Below are 17,078 nucleotides of genomic sequence, written 5' to 3'. Positions count from 1 at the left end.
TTAGGATTGATGAATTACAGTCCCCCTTCGCCATATAAACCGAAGGGGGATTTTTTATGTTCTGGAAGCGCAAGAAAAAATCAACACCAGCCGAATCTGAACAACGGCAAGCCGGACAAGAAAATCTAACACCGGCCCCTCCACTCATGAAAAAATTCTTTGAGCTCTTTGTGAAAGACGGAGCTTATCACAGATACCAACCGTTTAAAGGCTCTCCCGCTGACATTGGGTATACCGAGCTGAGCCCGACCGAACGCGCAGAGTTTCTCCTGTTCTTCGCAGAAAACCCGCCTTTTGCTCAGAAAGGGAACGAGACTTATGGGTATAATCTCCGCGAAGCATATGGCCTTCTTCTCAGACGTAAGGCGGAGTTTACGCCGACTCAGGTTATTCATCTGCTGGCGATCTTAAAAGCTCGAAAATCGGGACGCTTCTATCAATGGCCCATCGGACTTATCGTCTCTCAGCTTGAGAAGGCTGTTAAGCGAGAAGGTTTGACAGATTCAGAGCTCCTTAGCCTGAAAGACATGCTAACTTGGCCGGAATGGGCAACCCGCAGTTATGGTACCAACCTACAAAAAGCTCAGCTAAAAATTGCCGCAATCGTTGGAGAGGACGGGCCTACGCCCGTTTTTGAATTGGGAAATACATATCTCGCTGAGCATATTCGGAATTGGACAAATGGCCTTTCGGAAAAACAATTAGAGAATTGGAACCGCCTCTTCAACTCAGCAGCATCTGCAAACGGATCAAAGCCGACGAAGAAGCTTCAAACCGCTTTGACGACAGATATCGAACGTCTTGGTAAAGATGAATTTCGGACCGCTTTTCAGGATTGGGCGAGCTGGGCCGGCAAAACATCCAATGCCTTTCATTACCCAGAAGCAGAGGCGCGCCACTATTATAGTCGTGGTCAATTGCACGGCACGTTGCAAACCATGATAAAAGGCCTGGTTTGGGGTATGGCCAGATTTCATGATGAGAAGAGCCTTGCCTCAATCGCAGCGCTCGCAGAAAAATGTTTCGAACGCCTTCCCGGAATTGGCCCCGCCGCACCTGCGCTTGGCAATGCCTGTATTTACACACTGTCCACCTCAAAAGGCCTATCCGGCGTCGCGCATCTTTCACGCCTTAAGCTCCGCGTAAAGCAGAACAATACCCAAAAACTCATACAAAAGAAAATTGACGAAAACGCAAAACGCTTGGGCCTGAAATCAGCAGAAATCGAAGAAATGGCTGCGCCGGATTTTGGTTTGACCCAAGGCCTGCGTGATTATGCTTTCAAAGATTATACCTTGCGTCTGGATGCCCGACGCATTGGCGAGGCAAAACTGTCTTGGATCAAGCCTGACGGTTCAGCGCAAAAATCTGTGCCGAGCTTTATCAAGGAAAGTGAGACGCTGAAAAAGCAACTCACCGCAATCCGTGCAACGGCCAAAAATATCAAGAAGGCGTCGACCGCCCAGCGTGACCGGATCGACCGTCTCTATACCGAGGATATGAGTTGGACCCCCGAAGCGCATCGCAAAGCCTACCTGAATCACGGTCTCGTCGGACCTTTGGCCCGAACACTAATTTGGCAATTAGAAATTAACGGCGATACAGTTCCCGCCCTTTTCCATAATGAAAAATGGGAAGATGTGACGGGGAAAACCATTGATGCTGACATTACGTCTTTACGACTTTGGCACCCCGTTATGAGTGACATTGACACAATCATGGCTTGGCGAGACCGTTTTGAAATACTACAAATTCAGCAACCGTTAAAGCAAGCCTATCGCGAAGTTTACATTCTCACCGATGCGGAAATTACTACACGTGTTTATTCAAATCGGATGGCGGCACATATTCTTAAACAGCATCAGCTCAACGCATTGGCGGCCATACGCGGATGGTCTTATTCACTGATGGGGGCCTATGATGATGGGCGGGACAATGAAATTGCCCAAAAGCCTTTACCCGCCTATGATTTGACGGCGCAGTTCTGGATTGATGAAATATTAGACGAGGCGGATAGTTTCAACGATTCCGGTATTTGGGATTTTGTCGCGACGGATCAGGTGCGCTTCGTCAAGGCAGATGATACGCCCGTCGACCTTATAGATATTCCACCGATTATCCTCTCTGAAATTCTGCGGGATGCGGATCTCTTTGTGGGTGTAGCTAGCGTAGGGAATGATCCGACTTGGGCCGACCGAGGCGGAGCCCCGCGGACGCAACAATATTGGCAAAGCTTTGCTTTTGGCAATCTCAATGAAACGGCCAAAACGCGCAAGGCCGTTCTGGAGAAACTATTACCCCGTTTAAAAATCAGAGATATTGCAAAAATCGAAGGTCGGTTCCTTCAAGTTCAGGGAAAGCGTCATCTCTACAACATCCATATCGGTAGCGGTAATATTCAAATTGCGAGTCGTGGTGATCGTTACCTTTGTATTGTTCCCGGGCGAGGTAAGAATAAGTCACTCGATAATCTCTACCTGCCCTTTGAAGGTGATCGGGGACTTTCCATTGTCCTTTCCAAGGCCTTCCTTTTGGCCGAAGATGATAACATCACTGATACAACAATTCTCAGCCAGTTGAGATAGGAGTCTAAGATGGGTTTTCAAAACGTTATAATCCGAGATGAAACCATGGGCGGCGAAACCCTAAACCAATTTGCACTGGAGTTTTTAACGGCTGACGTCAGTGTTGCAGATATTATCCGCGAACGTGTCCGTTATGAAGTCGACGCTTATAACCGAAAAAAACAGGACCGCTTTGCAGGTCTCATTCAACCCACTGGAACGGAAAAAGTTCTGAATAGTTATGCGATGAAGACACGCAGGAAAATTGATTCAGGCCAACAAATTGAGACAGCCCTAAAAGCCTTTACTGCGAACGGTTACATTCTTCTTATCAATGATGTTCAAGCGGAAAGTTTGGAACAGAGAATTTCGCTTTTACCGGATATGAGCATTACGTTCTTAAAGCTCACGCCGCTTGTCGGAGGTTAAGGATACTCCCGCGCCGCCCTCTGACATCATCGTATGAAAGCGGTGATGGATTATCCATTCACAGCCGCACCACCCTATAGACCAACGACAAAGGAACAATTTGTCGTACCCGAGCCGCCGACATTAAAAGTCCCGACGGTCTTTGCGCCGTCGACTTGATAGTCTCCGGCGCGGCCTGTTGCTTGCTTGGCAGCATCTAACAACATGCGCACACCTGTGGCGCCGACGGGGTGGCCCATACCGATCAATCCGCCAGATGGATTGACAGGCAGGTCGCCGTCAAAACCGATACGGCCCGTTTCAATGGCTTTCCACGCCTCACCCGGTGCCGTGAGGCCAAAATGTTCAATGGCCATATATTCTGTGATGGAAAAACAATCATGCGTTTCGATCACGTCCAAATCATCCGGCCCGGAAATTCCCGCACGGCGATAAGCGTCCGTAATGGCTTTGCGCGTCCAAGGGAGCATGTAACCCTGCCCGTCTTCTCGCGCCGCGCTTTCCTGCAGCTTCGTCGTCATCAACATTGGCGCGGTCGTATGGCCCCAGCCGCGAATACGCGGCAGTGTCTCAAGTGCGATACCGTGTGTATCCGCATAGGCTTGCGCGCGTGTTTCCGTCGCCAGAAAAACAACCGCCGCCCCGTCAGAAACTTGACCGCAATCCTGGCGACGCATCCAACCTTCGATGACGGGATTATACTCATCATTGGCCGTGAAACTCTCGGCTTCAAATGTCCATGTCCGTCCCTGCGCATTGGGATTACGCCGCGCATTGGCAAAATTAATTTTCGAAATTTCGGCTAGATGATCATATTTCAAACCATAGCGTTGATCATACTCTTCCGCGAGATCGGAGAACATGGCCGGCCAGATATAGGACGCATCTTGCGCTTCTTCCCCGACCCAGATCGCCGCGCCTAAATTATTCGCCGCAATTTTTCCCGGCACATTGCGCATTAATTCTATACCCGCAACACAGGCCAAATCGTAACGCCCGCTTTCCAAATCCGTCATCGCGCCGAGGATAGCCAGCGAACCGGACGCGCAGGCCCCTTCGTGGCGGGAGGACGGCATGCCGGAAAAGTCCGGATGAACATGACCGAAAAACCCGCCCAGCATGCCTTGACCCGTGAAAAGCTCCGCCACAAAATTACCGACATGGCCGACTTGGACATCTTTCGCGTCCAGTTTGCTTGTCTCCAACCCTTTCAAAACCGCCTCGGAAAACATGTCGAATAATGTCTTCTCCTGCCGCGCCCAATTGACCGAAAAATCAGTCTGATGGCCGCCGAGAATATAGATATCCCCTGCCATTATGCGGTCGCCTTTAATTCACTCGCATCCGCCCAAACGGCATGTGTGCCGCTGCAAATGCGGTGTGGCAGAATGATCTGGCAAAGGGGTCCGGCCTCTAAATCCTTAGCGTCCAAAATCACGCATTCGGATCTATTTAAGGTCATGTCTGTGATGAAGCTGATGATATAACCATCATCCTCTGACGTGGCACCCTGACGCGGGATGAAGGGTGCTTCTGAGCCAAAGCGGTTGGGACCGAAATCATAGTGCTGTGTTTCACCGGTCTCCAAATCGTGTTTAAGCAATCCCGTAAAGAGGAACCAGCCATCCTCGCCCAGCACACTGTAAATATAGCGATGTTTTTCACCGGCCACTTTTGGATTGATAGTTCCAAATTCAACGATCTCATCATCGAAGAGACGCTCTTCAATCGTCTCGCCCGTTTTCAGGTTGAAACGCCAGCGGTGGAGGTGGGTTTGCAAGGAATGCAAATCGACATTCGAGCCCATAACCTTATATTTATCCGGCATATGTTCCAATGCATCGGGACGTGGGTTATCTTGGAAATATCCGTCCATGATGACTTCGTCGCCCTCTTCATAGGCATTCATGAAATGTAGGACATAGGTTGAGTCTGCTTCGAACCACTGTACCTCTTCGGACGACCCGTAACGGGGCACTACGGCAAAGCGGGATTTCATTGTGCCGTCATAAACGGGGATGTAGAAATTCTGTTCGATCATGGCTTCCGGCCAGAATTGCGGGAAGTCATTCAGGATCGAATAGTTTTTCGAAAACGCCATATCATGCGGCAGGCGCGGACCGGGTAGGTCCACGGGAATATAGTGTTTTAATTTATTATCCGCCCCCACAACGCCGTAATGCATGAAGGGCGCATGGGTTGAATAATTAAAAAATAACAGCTCGCCCGTATGCGGGTCCAGCTTTGGATGGGCGGAAATCCCGTCAATCGGCGTCCAGCCTTCTATGCCCAAAGTTTCGAGCGTTTCAGGGTCCAAGCGATAGCCCTCGCCGCATTGCCAGAATGTCGAGAGAATTTGACCGGCATGTACAATGACATCGGTCGACGAACTATCCTTGATATAGGGATGGGCACACCGACCGGGTCGCTCAGACTTATCCGGCCGGCCCATACAGCCAATCCAGAGAGATCGATTGGCTTCTTGTTCCGCTTCAAACCCGCGTGTCCGGATGAACCGGTTTTTATATTCAGCCTGACCATTGGACAGACGCATCATGTGCAACATACCGTCGCCATCAAAGGGATGATATCGGCCAATCGCATCGTGAACCGGGTTTTCAGTATTCCGAATATAAATGCCGTCAATGTCGTCAGGAATCGTCCCGATGACTTCCATCGCATTATCATCATATTCCTCAAAATTCGGCGTCCACGCACCGTTTAGATAAGGATGGTCCGACGGAGAAAGCGTCGCCTTAACAGTGTTTACAAGCTTACCCATTTGACGTTCCAATAGGTTGAGAAGTTTAATTATACAGGGTTTACAGTCGCATCATAGAAATGCAAAGCCTAGCGGTCATCCCTTGTCTCTTCCAAGGCCATCGCCTGAAAGCGGTCATGTATCTCCGGATCATCTCCGCCGAAAAATTGTAGCATGATGATGCCGATGGCGTCGTTTTCAGGGTCGATCCAGAAATTTGTGCGGGCGGCACCGCCCCAACCAAATTGGCCGGGATAGCGTCCACGTTCCGCTTCCTGTTCCGGCGTTGTCGTCATTTGTACAGACCCGCCATAGCCGAAGCCCGCGCCCGTTTCGCCGCCCAACCACGGCAGGAGGTAGGGCGTGTCAGAGCCAACATGGTCCTGCATCATGAGACGCACGGTTTCGGGCTCCAGAATGCGCGTGCCTTCATACTCGCCCTCATTCAGCAACATCCGTGCGAATTTCAGCCAATCATCCGTGGTCGAAACGAGGCCTCCGCCACCGGATTCATATTTATGGCCCGTCGTATAGTCAGATGTTTGGCCATCATCGGCGAGGATATAACTGCCATCTTCCTGCAGGAGATAATTAGACACAAAGCGCGGCTTTTGGTCAGGTCGGACTTGGAAAGATGTTTCCGTCATACCCAGTGGACCGAGGAAACGCGCTTGCAACGCCTCACCCAATGTCTGCTCTGTGACGATTTCCGCGATGACTCCGAGGACGTCGATGGAGAAGGAATAAAACCATTGTTCCCCCGGTTGCCCGAGGAGGGGTAAGGCCCCGAGCTTATCCATCTGGTCTGCGACGGTTTCCTTGGAGTTAAATAATCCGGCCTTTTGATAGGCTTGCTCAATCGGGCCGACGCCAAAAATGCCATAGGCCAATCCCGCGCGGTGTAGGAGGAGATCCTCAATCGTCATGGGGCGGGCTTGGTCCGCATATTGCGGGACCCCGTTCGCGTCCAGGCTCGCCACTTTCATATTAGCGAGTTGCGGCACATATTTTGACGCGGGGTCGGATAGGTTCAGCTTTCCCTCTTCTATTAAGTCCATGATGAGGGCCGCGGTCATGGGCTTGGTCATGGAATAAACGCGGTAGACCGTATCTTCCGCAACGGGAACATTCCGCTCTCGGTCGCCGAGACCATACATGCCGCGATAAACAGTCTGCCCCTCATCAAAGACGAGCGCCTGCACGCCGATCACTTCACCGCTTTCCACGGCCTCGGACAACATGGCGTCCATGGCCGCCGTGTCGAATGCCGGGGCGAGAGGCGGCGCTTGCGCGATAGAGGTCGGCGAACAGGCGGCGGAGCCACCTATAAGAACGGTGGACAGAAGGAGTGTTTGAATATGTTTCATGTCTGTCTTGTGGGGCGAAGCCACAGCTTTGACAAGGGCGAAGCCACGCGGCATCACCTCGGTATGATCTGGATACAACGCCTTCTTCTTATCGCGCTGGCCGCTTACCTCATCCTTCTGCTGCTGGCCTATATTTTTCAACGGAGCCTGCTCTATTTTCCGCCGGAATTCTATAATCCGCCGCCTGATTGGATGGTCGAGATAGAGGCGGCGGATGGCAGCATGGCTTGGTGGGTCGCACCCGCACGGGATACCGCGCCCGTCATCCTCGTCTTCCACGGCAATGCTTCTGCGATAGACAGCAATATGGCGATCTTTCGCGATCTTCACGCGCAAGGCTATGGCGTGATGTCCATCGGATATCCGGGCTATCCCGGCAATGCGGGCAAGCCGACGCAGAGGACTCTCGTCGCCTCCGCCATCGCACAACATGATTGGGTGCTGGCGCAAAGCATTTCGCCGGACCGCATCGTGTTCTACGGGACATCGTTGGGCAGCGGCGTTGCAACACAGGTCGCAGCCAACCAACAGCCGGGTCTCCTCATTTTGGACGCACCCTTTCAGTCTACCCAGGCGATTGCAAAACAATCAATGTGGTTTCTTCCCGTCGGAATTTTGATGAAAGATACCTATCGGTCTGACTTAGCTTTGGGAAACTTGGATATGCCCCTCATTTGGATACATGGGACGCATGACAGGGTCATTCCGCTCACCTCAGGACAATCGCTTTATGACGGCTATAGCGGGCCAAAAACCGCGCATATTCTGGAAAACGGGGAACACCATAATGGCTGGTTAATGGGTGGACGTGAAATTGTTCTAACGACGCTAGCAAAGCTAGAGGCGGATTAACCTGTTCTTCGCACATTCTCTGCGATAGGCAGGCTTATGAAAACCTCACCGCTCTCGCTCCAAAATGTGTCAAAATCCTTTGGCGGAAAACCCGCCGTGGAGGATGTGTCATTCACAGTCGAACCGGGCCAAATCATCGGCTTTCTCGGCCCGAATGGTGCAGGGAAGACGACGACCCTGCGTATGGCGCTCGGCCTGATCAAACCTGATATCGGGTCGGTCAAACTCTTCGGCGAGGAGCCGGGCGAGGCCGCCTTTGGCCGGATTGGATTTCTGCCGGAAGAACGTGGCCTCTATAAGAAACAAACAGCGCGGGATTCGATTTCCCATATGGCGCGCCTGAATGGGATGAAGAAGGCCGAGAGTTACCAACTCGCAGATGAGATGCTGGATCGCTACGGTCTCTCGGAAGCCAAGCGGAAGAAGAATAAGGACATGTCCAAGGGCATGGCGCAGAAGGTCCAACTCCTCGCTGCGATTGCCCATGACCCTGAATTTCATATTCTGGACGAGCCATTCTCCGGCCTCGACCCCGTCAATCAGCAAGTCCTCGAGGGGATTGTGCGCGAAATCGCCTCGCGCGACCGGACGATCATTTTCTCGACCCATGTCATGGAACATGCGGAACGGCTCTGTGACCGCATCATCCTGATGGCGGCGGGACGAAAAGTCTTTGACGGCACGACGGAAGAAGCCCTCGCCCAAGCCCCGCGCCGTGTGGTTTTGGCTTCAAAGGATGAGACCCTGCCCGAATTCGTCGCGCCCTTCTCTGAGTCGGTGGAGACCAAACCGGATGGCAGCCTTGTCCTGACGTTGAAACCCAAAGCACAGGCGCATGATATTCTGGAGAAATCCGTCAATGACGGCCTCCGCCTGACGCGATATGAGCCCGCCCGCGCCACGCTGCATGAGGCCTTCGTGGCCTTGGTCGGACGCGACGTCGTGGAGACCATGGAATTGGAGGGCGAGCTATGAGCTTTTTACCTATAGTCGATTTGCGCCGGACCTTCCTGATCGCAAGACGCGATTATCTCGGTTACGTTAAAACCTGGGGCTTCTGGCTGTCCTTCGTTACGCCCATCCTATTCGGCGTGATCGGATTCTTTGCGGGCAATTCGGATTTCGATATTTCCCCGCCGCGCTACGAGACGATCATTGACGAAACAGGGCAGCATGAAGCCGGGATTTTGGCGCGCTTGGACGCGCGATATGAGGCGCGGGAAAGAGCCGCAATTTTAGCCGCGGCGACAATCCTGCCCGAAGATTTTCGGACGGAACTCGAAACCACTTATGACACACGCGGGAAAGACGCCGCACTTGATCTTCTAAATGACCGCAGCCCGGGTTTGGCAAGTGGCCTCAAACCCGTTGAACGTGACCTGATTTTCGTCGATGCACCCGCGAACACGATCGAAGATTTAACCCCGTGGTTATCCGAGACAAAAACGCTCATGATTGATGGTAAAGAACAGCCCCTTTCCGGTGCAGTCTCCATCAAAACAGGCGAGACGGGCGAACCCGTTATTGCCTATTGGACGACGAAATTCACAAATACGCAGGCCGAAAATCTGGTAAATGGATATTTCAAAGACCTCGCCGAGAACGACTATCTGGCCAGCGGCGGTTTGGAAGCAAAAGCCCTCGACACAGCCCGCAAAAGCGCCCCCGAAGTTGAAACATTCGACCCCACGAAAAGCGGAGACACAGAGGGCAGCGGCCAACAAGTCACGATGACGGATAAAATTCCATTCCTCGCGGCAGGCGCACTTGCTGGCCTTCTCTGGCTCAATATTTTCGCGGGCTCCTATATGTTGCTCACCTCCATGCTGGAGGAGAAGTTGAATAAATTACTGGAAATGATGCTGGCCTCCACCCGTTTTGCAGAAATTATTTTCGGGAAGTTAATCGGGGTCGCGGCCCTGACACTGACCGCAATGGCACCCTATTTAATTATGGGGGTAGTGGGCGTACTCTATTTTATTTTCTTTGGCCCGGACAAAGAAATCGCAGAGGGATTAATCGCCGCCTTCTCGGCAAAGATGATTATCTTCCTGATTATATTCTTCATCCTCGGCTATGTCCTCTACGGCGCATTCTTTATCGCCCTCGGAGCGCTGTCCTCTTCCATGCAGGATGCGCAAACGCTCACGACACCCATCATGCTCGTCATGATGGCGGCGCTGATTGTCGTGCCAATCGGGCTGAATAATCCGGATAGTCCGCTCATCACGATTGCGAGTTTCATTCCCTTCTCCGCACCCTTTGCCGCGATTATCAGCCTGCCCTCCGACCCGCCGCTCTGGCAGCTTCTGCTGTCCACGGCATGGCTCGCGCTTTGGTGCGTGATCGTTATCTCGGTGGCCAGTCGCATCTTCCGCTTCGGCCTGCTCTCCGGTGCGGGCTTGGAAGTCGTGACGAACTGGTTCAAACGCACGGTCCTGCGGCGCAAAGCCTAATCGACATTTGCGTGTAAGCTCCCTATGTGGAGCCTATGAGCATGACCGATGATAAACGCGACCTGATCCTGGATGCAGCGCTGAAGATCGCGCCTTTTGAGGGCTGGACCTCGCTGACCCTGAAACGGGCCGTGCGGGATGTCGGCCTGCCGGACGGCGCAGAAGGCCTCTATTTCGAAAAAGGCGTGGCCAGCCTCCTCGACCATTGGGCCGCAAAAATGGACGTCCAAACGGAAGCCGCCATTGGCGAGATGGATCTCGCTTCTCTCAAAATTCGGGAACGTGTGACGCAGGGCGTCCTCGCCCGATTAGAAGCCCTCGGTCCCCATGAGGAAGCCGCCCGTCGTGCGTCCTCCCGCCTCATCCTGCCGGATATGGCGGGCACAGGATTGCAGCAAATCTGGCGCGCCGCAGATACAATCTGGACCGCGATTGGCGACACGTCGACCGATGCGAATTATTATTCGAAACGCACCATTCTGTCGGGCGTTATCGGCGCGACCCTCCCCGTCTGGCTCTCGGATAATGATCCGGACAAGACCAAAGCCCGCGCCTTTCTCGACGCGAGAATCGAAAATGTCATGGGGTTCGAGAAACTGAAATGGCAGGTGAAGTCAGCCACGAAGGACTTCCCCAATCCAGCGGAAATCCTCGGACAGCTCCGCTATGGCGGGCTGGATATGTTCACACGCCCGAAAAAAGGTCGCGCCAGGCGACGTCGCTATTCGCGGTAATTTACGCCGTTTTGAGGCGCAGCAAAAAGATAATCCTCGGTAATGCGGGTTTTATAAGCGTGGATTAGCAAGTTTCTTTCTGAGATACATGTGCCCGTCCCCAGCGCAGGCTGGGGCCTCGTGGGTTGTTGAAATCATTGCGTTAATCGACTCCCCCTCTGTTGCGGACAAGGCCCCGGTCCATGTTGTTTGCTCACAAACAACGGGCCGTGGACGGGCTTATAAACGGGGATTGGAAAAATGTTCAAAAACTGCGTCCACACCCTAGAGAACCTGTGCAATTTTAAACCTGTCTTCTTTCACAGGGCGGTCAAGTGTACATTGGCTTAATCGGAAAGAAGCGGCGCTTGTCATTGGACAAAGTCGAGTAATGCCGACGGAGTTGGGTGGCCTATCGAGAGCTGATCGTTCCCCGACTGAATGGTTCGGCCGGTCGTGCAAAAAGGCGTCGCCGCGTGGGCTCGTTGGGGTTCGAAAACTTAGCTTATAATCTGGTTTGCGACCAGAACCCTGAATACCCACGCGGACATCCCGTTTTATTAAGAGTGAAACGGACACAAAATAAGAGATACAGGAAGCCAGCGCTTCCGAGGACCACCAAATCAGCGGCTCCCCCGCCTGTCATCCCGCACGCAACGCAGTGGAGATGCAAGACTTATCGGTTGCTCGCTCAAACCTGCGTTCATACACGATAGGCCCCGCATCACGTGCAGGGCAATGAGAGATGTGTGGCGCCGAAGGGCAAGCGCTTCGGTACCTCGATATGCACAAAACTGCGTCACTCTGTGAAAACATACCGCTATCGCCAGATGGAACCTTGTAATCCGTCATGTGTTCATTAGGCCCCGCGCACGGTTTCGTGAATGCGGAATCACCTGAATTTTCACCTTCAAAATTAAGAGTAAACGTATGACTGATTATCCAACACATGTGCCTGACGTGACATTGCAAACGCGCGTGCGGGACGAGTCTGTTGAAGGCCCCAACCCCTTCCGTTGGGAAGAGCTGTCCACGGGCGAGTTTTTCAAGGATCGCACGGTTGTTGTTTTCTCCCTGCCTGGCGCTTTCACACCGACCTGTTCCTCCTCTCATTTGCCCCGCTATGACGAACTCTATGGTCAGTTTCAGAAACACGGTGTCGACGAAGTCGCCTGTATTTCCGTGAATGACGCCTTTGTCATGTATAAATGGGGTCTGGATCAGGGCAATCAGAACGTCAAATTGCTCCCCGATGGATCAGGTTCCTTCACGCGCGGCATGAACATGCTCGTCAAGAAAGACAATCTCGGTTTCGGTGAGCGGTCCTGGCGCTATTCCATGCTGGTCGTGGATGGCAAGATCGAAAAGCTTTTCATTGAGCCCGGCTTCATGGATGACTGCCCGACCGACCCGTTTGAAGTGTCCGATGCGGATACAATGATGGCCTACCTCAACAGCCGCGAGGTTGCAAAAGCCGCTTAAGGCTTCAGCCTCATCTGAATAAAAAAGACCCGCATCATTTGGGATATGATGCGGGTCTTTCATTTTGGGCCGTAGGTGCAGTGACGGGTAGGGGGGAGGAAGTCACCGCAACCCACGGACCTAAGCATTTCTAATCTGACAGTGCCAACCTGTCCAAACATTGTCCGTTTCATGACAAAAGAGTCATTCTTAACCATAGTAAAGTTTGAAAAAAATTGGGCCGCAGCACAAACAGGTCGAGGGGAAGGTACGTGGTTTGTGCGGCGGCCCGAGAACCCTCAAGGGAAGAGGGGGAAGGGATAATCATTCTATAGACGTCTATTTGCACCTTGCGGATGACAAGATGATGACAGCTGCGTGAACTTGACGTTACAGTCCGCGCGGCACACATGGACGCTATGGCCCGTCTTGATCTCAAACTCATTCCCGTCACCCCGTTCCAGCAGAACTGCTCTCTGCTTTATGATGTCGACACCAAGGAAGGTGTGCTGATTGATCCGGGCGGAGAAGCCGAAAGGTTGAAATCCGTGCTGGAGGAAATGGGCATTACGTTAAAGGCGATGTGGCTGACCCACGGGCATCTGGATCATGCCGGCGGGGCAGATGAGTTGCGCGAAACGCTCGGTGTTGAAGTAATTGGCCCGCATAAGGATGACCAGTTCTGGATGGATGATATCGGCAATCACTGGGCAAAATACGGGCATCCCGGAATGGGCCGCGCGGTTGTGCCGGACCGCTATCTGGAAGACGGCGATGTGCTGGAATTTTCGGGCGTGCAATTCGACGTGCTCCACACGCCGGGTCACACACCGGGCCACATCGTGATTGCCAATCAGGACATGAAGATCGCTTTTGTCGGGGATGTGTTGTTTCAAGGCTCCATCGGGCGGACGGATTTTCCGAAGGGCAATCATCAACAATTGCTGGACTCGATCACGTCAAAGCTCTGGCCCCTCGGGAACGAGATGCGGTTTGTCCCCGGTCATGGCCCGATGGGCACATTTGGGGCGGAACGTCGGAGCAATCCTTTTGTCGCGGATTCTGTCATCGGGCAGAGCGCACCGAATACATCCGGCCCCGGCTAGTTAAGGCGCTAGCGCGTTTCGGGAAGCGCCTTATCAACGTCCAGCCCCGTCTGGCGTAGGATTTCGGATTTGATCTGGGCGTTGGAGTTGAAGCTCTGCGCGATGTTGAGCAACTCTCCATTGACGCGGAGATCAAAGCGGAAAGGCTGACTGTTCAGGACTTTCGGGTTTGACCCGTCAAAGATAAGGCCAATCGCAACGGTCCCGTCCAGCGGTCCGTCCACGGCGGCACTGAGCGAGCGGTATTCAAACTCTTTCAGCGCGTCACGAGCCAGCGCCGCATATTCCTCACTGCGTTTTTCGCGGAAGATTTCCAGCGCCTCTTCCTGCGTGTAACTCTTGCCTGGCGTGTCGGCGTCATATTTGATGATACCACCGTCAGGCACGGCAATCTCTCCGCCCTCGACGAGGACTTGGACCCCGCGCACGACAATCGGGAAGGTCCCAATAACCGTGCCCGTCGCCTCTAATTTGCTATTCCCGACATCCTCGAGGAAGTCTCCGAGCGAAATATCCTCTACCCGCATCGTCACGCGATTTTCCTCTGCTGTATAGGTCCACGTAAATGGGTCGAGCGAAAGTCGTCCATTCCCGACGGGCCAGTTCGCCGCGTCAACAACCACGCCATCCGGGATCAAGCGGTAGGTCATGACTCCATTTTTTAAGTTATAGCCCGGGTTGAAACTCGTCATGGTCAGGGTCTGCGTCCCTAGCGTTTGAACGGGCCAGAGTGAGTCAAATCGGATGGACGTGTTTACGCCATTTAGCGGACCCGGCGCCGTACCGATATCCATATCCACAAGATCAAGCTTTCCGTCAGACCCGGTCAGTGCGCCCTCCGCAAACTCGATATGAAATTGCGCGCGCGCATTCCCCGTGACCCGCGCAATCTTACCGCGCAAAGCCGGAATGAGGTCTTGCGGCTGGAGCCCGCGCGGCTCAAACAAAATGGCGGGCACATCAATATCCGCCTCGCCAGCCCCGCCCGCATAGGTGTAATCCACATCGACTTTTGCATTCCCCGCTTTCGCCACACGAAGCTGGGCTTGGCCCGTAAACGCGCCATCAGCCAAACGAACGGTGCCCGTCGCGGGGAAACTGGCAAGGCCTGCCGCAGCCGCCTGTTCCGCGAGGGCTGAGCCGATGAGTTTCACAGTGCCGCTGGAGTGATTGACAAGATAATTATCCGGTGTCCCGTTCAACGCGACCATCATATCATTGATTTCAACAAGGGGTGTCGCGGCGGTCACAGAAACTGCATCAAGCGCTAAACTTGCAGGCGTGTTCGGAGCTAGCCGCGCGTTGACTTGGGCCTTTGGCGCGCGTGCCGTTGTGCCCGGCCCGGGAAGGGTCTCGCTGTTATATTTTACGGTCGTGAAATCCGCTATCCAATCCTGCGTCATGTCTGGGTTCAGGACGCCCTCAAGTTTGAGAGCCTCTGCCATTATCTCCACACGTTGTGACGGGCCGGTCTCATCCTCTGGTCGCGTTGCGGAAAATTCAGGAGTTAGGAGATTCGCGGCAATCGTGGATTTTTGCCGGTTTCGAACAAAAATCTTCTGCGTTGCAGGCAAATCAAAACTCACATCCCGCAGGGTCCAATCCGTCGGCGTTTCCAATTGGGTCACGGTTACACGCTTATTCTTGCGAGGCGTAAAGTCGATGGATTGCCGTCCTTCATAAAGCCGGATATCTATCCGTCCCGCCAGGTTCAAACCCTCAACGACACCACCCGGCAGCGGTCCGTCATAATCGAGGCCGGTATCCAGCGAGAGTTTCCGTGGGTTCCCCTCCGTCACACTATAATCCACGCGAGTCGAAAGCGGCCCCAAACGTACGGCCTCCCCCGTGGTGGTCGCGCTGGCCAGCCAGTTCTTATCCGTCGTGACACGAGCGATAAATCCATCAATGCCTTCCAATCGCAATCCGTTTGAAGAACCCGCGCGCAGATCAATGTCCCGCAGGGTCAGACCGACAGGTTTTTGAAACCGGGCCTCCATGCGAGCCCGCAAGGACTCAGAGCCTGCGTCAAATTCATAAAATGTCTGCGCCTCAATGGGTGTGAGAGTGAGTGTATTATCCTTATTTTTTATTGTCACGGAGGTTGACGGTGAGATCGTGAAACCTTCGGGCGTAAAATTTAAACGACCGGCAGCGTCTAAATCTGTACCCATGAGGAAGTCTTTAATCGTCGATTTCACGGACGCGGCGAAATGCTCCGAGACAGGAACAACATTCAGCGCCGGGAATAGTGAAAGCGTATCCGCGACGGCTTCAACACGTTCAGGGCGCGGCAATTTAGCGTTCTGTGCCGAGAGGACCCATGTACCGCTCGCAGTGAGATTTTCGTCAGAAATGATGTTCCCGTCCCAGTCCAAATTGACCGAAGCCGCAGCAAAAGGCTCGCTTTCAATGGTTTCACCGTCAACTTTAATCGTCCCAAGATAGGCTCGACTCTCCAGATCAATATTTCCTTTCGCAAAAATATGCGCATTGCGGATAGACAGCTCTTCATTCGACAAAATATCCGTCTGAACCTGTCCATCAATTTCGAACATGTTTCCTTTACGCGTGATTTCCATGACGCCCGCCCCTTCTGCGCCAAAGCCGCGATAGGCGAGATCAGACGGCGCGAGTGTCAGGGCGAGCGTGAATGCATCTGCGGAGGCAATCTCTGTATCTGTGTAAAATGTGGCTTCACCCAGCGGGGACATAACTGTCAAGATCCCGTCATTCAGAGCGATACCATTGGCCGGAAAATTAGCGTGTCCGTCAATCTGGGTGCCATCTTTCGGTCTTAGCAAATCAACTAACCACGCATCGGATGCCTGCCAATTTTCATCCAAACGAAGTGTAAACTCCGGCTGATCCAACTCTGCGCGCAGAACTTTTCCATCGCGAACATCCGGCCAGGCATAGTCCAACCGCAACTCACGGGCCGAAATGACGGGCTGTCCATTCTGGCGAAGCCGAATATCCCGCACCACGGCGCGCGTGTCAGTCGCCGACACGATATCCAGCTCGGCTTCAAAACCAGCCTCAGCCAAGCTATCGATGAAATACCCTTCCATTATATCGTAACGCTCGGACCAGAGCCAAGCCGCAAGGCAGCCCAGCACGATGAGCAGTGTCAGCAAGACCCAAAGGCACCACGCCCACCACCGCAAATACCATTTGCGGCGGATCTCGGACGGTTTCGCACCCTCTCCCGCTGTGATTTTGGCTTGCGTTGAAATGGACCAACCTCCTAGATTTCACGCATAGAGGACGTTTCGCGACAAAACCAATAAAACCGACCCTTACAAATCGGTCAGTTTACAGCGGATGTAACATTGCGTTAACCCTGATTTAGGGAAGGGTGATGCAGTG

12 protein-coding genes are annotated in these 17,078 nt (G+C 53.2%); 8 read left to right on the top strand and 4 right to left on the bottom strand.

Annotated features, from left to right (window positions below; genetic code table 11):
* Positions 1-146 precede the first annotated feature (146 nt).
* Complete coding sequence (locus ACP9M6_RS04130; protein ID WP_427453739.1) at positions 147-2,585, top strand: DUF4132 domain-containing protein; 2,439 nt, start codon at positions 147-149, stop codon at positions 2,583-2,585.
* A 9-nt stretch (positions 2,586-2,594) separates the two neighbouring features.
* On the top strand, positions 2,595-2,993 hold the full coding sequence (locus ACP9M6_RS04125; protein ID WP_427453738.1) for a hypothetical protein: 399 nt from the start codon (positions 2,595-2,597) through the stop codon (positions 2,991-2,993).
* 74 nt (positions 2,994-3,067) lie between these two features.
* On the opposite strand, the gene ACP9M6_RS04120 is transcribed toward ACP9M6_RS04125, so the two are convergent.
* From ACP9M6_RS04120 to ACP9M6_RS04110, 3 genes are all read right to left on the bottom strand, one after another.
* A complete protein-coding gene (locus ACP9M6_RS04120; protein ID WP_427453736.1) occupies positions 3,068-4,309 on the bottom strand; it encodes an acetyl-CoA acetyltransferase in 1,242 nt (413 codons plus the stop codon).
* A complete protein-coding gene (locus ACP9M6_RS04115) occupies positions 4,309-5,775 on the bottom strand; it encodes a carotenoid oxygenase family protein (RefSeq protein WP_427453734.1) in 1,467 nt (488 codons plus the stop codon). The genes ACP9M6_RS04120 and ACP9M6_RS04115 overlap by 1 nt, the downstream gene beginning before the upstream one ends.
* Before the next feature lie 68 nt (positions 5,776-5,843).
* Positions 5,844-7,121: a serine hydrolase domain-containing protein gene (locus ACP9M6_RS04110; RefSeq protein WP_427453732.1), complete on the bottom strand. Its 1,278-nt coding sequence runs from the start codon at positions 7,119-7,121 to the stop codon at positions 5,844-5,846.
* Between ACP9M6_RS04110 and ACP9M6_RS04105 the strand changes: the two genes are divergently transcribed.
* The 6 genes from ACP9M6_RS04105 (at position 7,113) to ACP9M6_RS04080 (ending at position 13,709) form a co-directional block, all read left to right on the top strand.
* Positions 7,113-7,973 carry an alpha/beta hydrolase gene (locus ACP9M6_RS04105; RefSeq protein ID WP_427453730.1) on the top strand — a complete coding sequence of 287 codons (861 nt, stop codon included), beginning with the start codon at positions 7,113-7,115 and terminating at the stop codon, positions 7,971-7,973. The genes ACP9M6_RS04110 and ACP9M6_RS04105 overlap by 9 nt on opposite strands.
* 36 nt (positions 7,974-8,009) lie before the next feature.
* Complete coding sequence (locus ACP9M6_RS04100; protein ID WP_427453728.1) at positions 8,010-8,948, top strand: ABC transporter ATP-binding protein; 939 nt, start codon at positions 8,010-8,012, stop codon at positions 8,946-8,948.
* Positions 8,945-10,429 carry an ABC transporter permease gene (locus ACP9M6_RS04095; RefSeq protein ID WP_427453726.1) on the top strand — a complete coding sequence of 495 codons (1,485 nt, stop codon included), beginning with the start codon at positions 8,945-8,947 and terminating at the stop codon, positions 10,427-10,429. The genes ACP9M6_RS04100 and ACP9M6_RS04095 overlap by 4 nt, the downstream gene beginning before the upstream one ends.
* A gap of 41 nt (positions 10,430-10,470) precedes the next feature.
* Positions 10,471-11,163 (top strand): COQ9 family protein, encoded by a 693-nt coding sequence (locus ACP9M6_RS04090; protein ID WP_427453724.1) that lies wholly within the window; start codon positions 10,471-10,473, stop codon positions 11,161-11,163.
* Between the two features lie 909 nt (positions 11,164-12,072).
* Entirely contained in the window at positions 12,073-12,624 is a 552-nt protein-coding gene (locus ACP9M6_RS04085) for a peroxiredoxin (protein ID WP_427453722.1), read from the top strand.
* Between the two features lie 398 nt (positions 12,625-13,022).
* A complete protein-coding gene (locus ACP9M6_RS04080) occupies positions 13,023-13,709 on the top strand; it encodes an MBL fold metallo-hydrolase (protein WP_427453720.1) in 687 nt (228 codons plus the stop codon).
* An 8-nt stretch (positions 13,710-13,717) separates the two neighbouring features.
* Here the strand turns inward: ACP9M6_RS04080 and ACP9M6_RS04075 are convergent, their stop codons facing one another.
* The gene (locus ACP9M6_RS04075; protein ID WP_427453718.1) at positions 13,718-16,846 is read right to left on the bottom strand and encodes an intermembrane phospholipid transport protein YdbH family protein; all 3,129 of its coding nucleotides are present in this window, start codon (positions 16,844-16,846) and stop codon (positions 13,718-13,720) included.
* Positions 16,847-17,078 lie beyond the last annotated feature (232 nt).

It is taken from the genome of Litorimonas sp. WD9-15, from assembly GCF_050271975.1.
Lineage (GTDB): Bacteria > Pseudomonadota > Alphaproteobacteria > Caulobacterales > Maricaulaceae > Litorimonas.
Note: the sequence above shows the minus strand (reverse complement) of the source record. Positions and strands in the feature narration are given on the sequence as shown.

Coding starts and splice junctions, on each gene's coding strand:
- ACP9M6_RS04130 (WP_427453739.1), top strand. CDS start 147: ATGAAAAAATTCTTTGAGCTCTTTGTGAAAGACGGAGCTTATCACAGA.
- ACP9M6_RS04125 (WP_427453738.1), top strand. CDS start 2,595: ATGGGTTTTCAAAACGTTATAATCCGAGATGAAACCATGGGCGGCGAA.
- ACP9M6_RS04120 (WP_427453736.1), bottom strand. CDS start 4,309: ATGGCAGGGGATATCTATATTCTCGGCGGCCATCAGACTGATTTTTCG.
- ACP9M6_RS04115 (WP_427453734.1), bottom strand. CDS start 5,775: ATGGGTAAGCTTGTAAACACTGTTAAGGCGACGCTTTCTCCGTCGGAC.
- ACP9M6_RS04105 (WP_427453730.1), top strand. CDS start 7,113: ATGTTTCATGTCTGTCTTGTGGGGCGAAGCCACAGCTTTGACAAGGGC.
- ACP9M6_RS04110 (WP_427453732.1), bottom strand. CDS start 7,121: ATGAAACATATTCAAACACTCCTTCTGTCCACCGTTCTTATAGGTGGC.
- ACP9M6_RS04100 (WP_427453728.1), top strand. CDS start 8,010: ATGAAAACCTCACCGCTCTCGCTCCAAAATGTGTCAAAATCCTTTGGC.
- ACP9M6_RS04095 (WP_427453726.1), top strand. CDS start 8,945: ATGAGCTTTTTACCTATAGTCGATTTGCGCCGGACCTTCCTGATCGCA.
- ACP9M6_RS04090 (WP_427453724.1), top strand. CDS start 10,471: ATGACCGATGATAAACGCGACCTGATCCTGGATGCAGCGCTGAAGATC.
- ACP9M6_RS04085 (WP_427453722.1), top strand. CDS start 12,073: ATGACTGATTATCCAACACATGTGCCTGACGTGACATTGCAAACGCGC.
- ACP9M6_RS04080 (WP_427453720.1), top strand. CDS start 13,023: ATGGCCCGTCTTGATCTCAAACTCATTCCCGTCACCCCGTTCCAGCAG.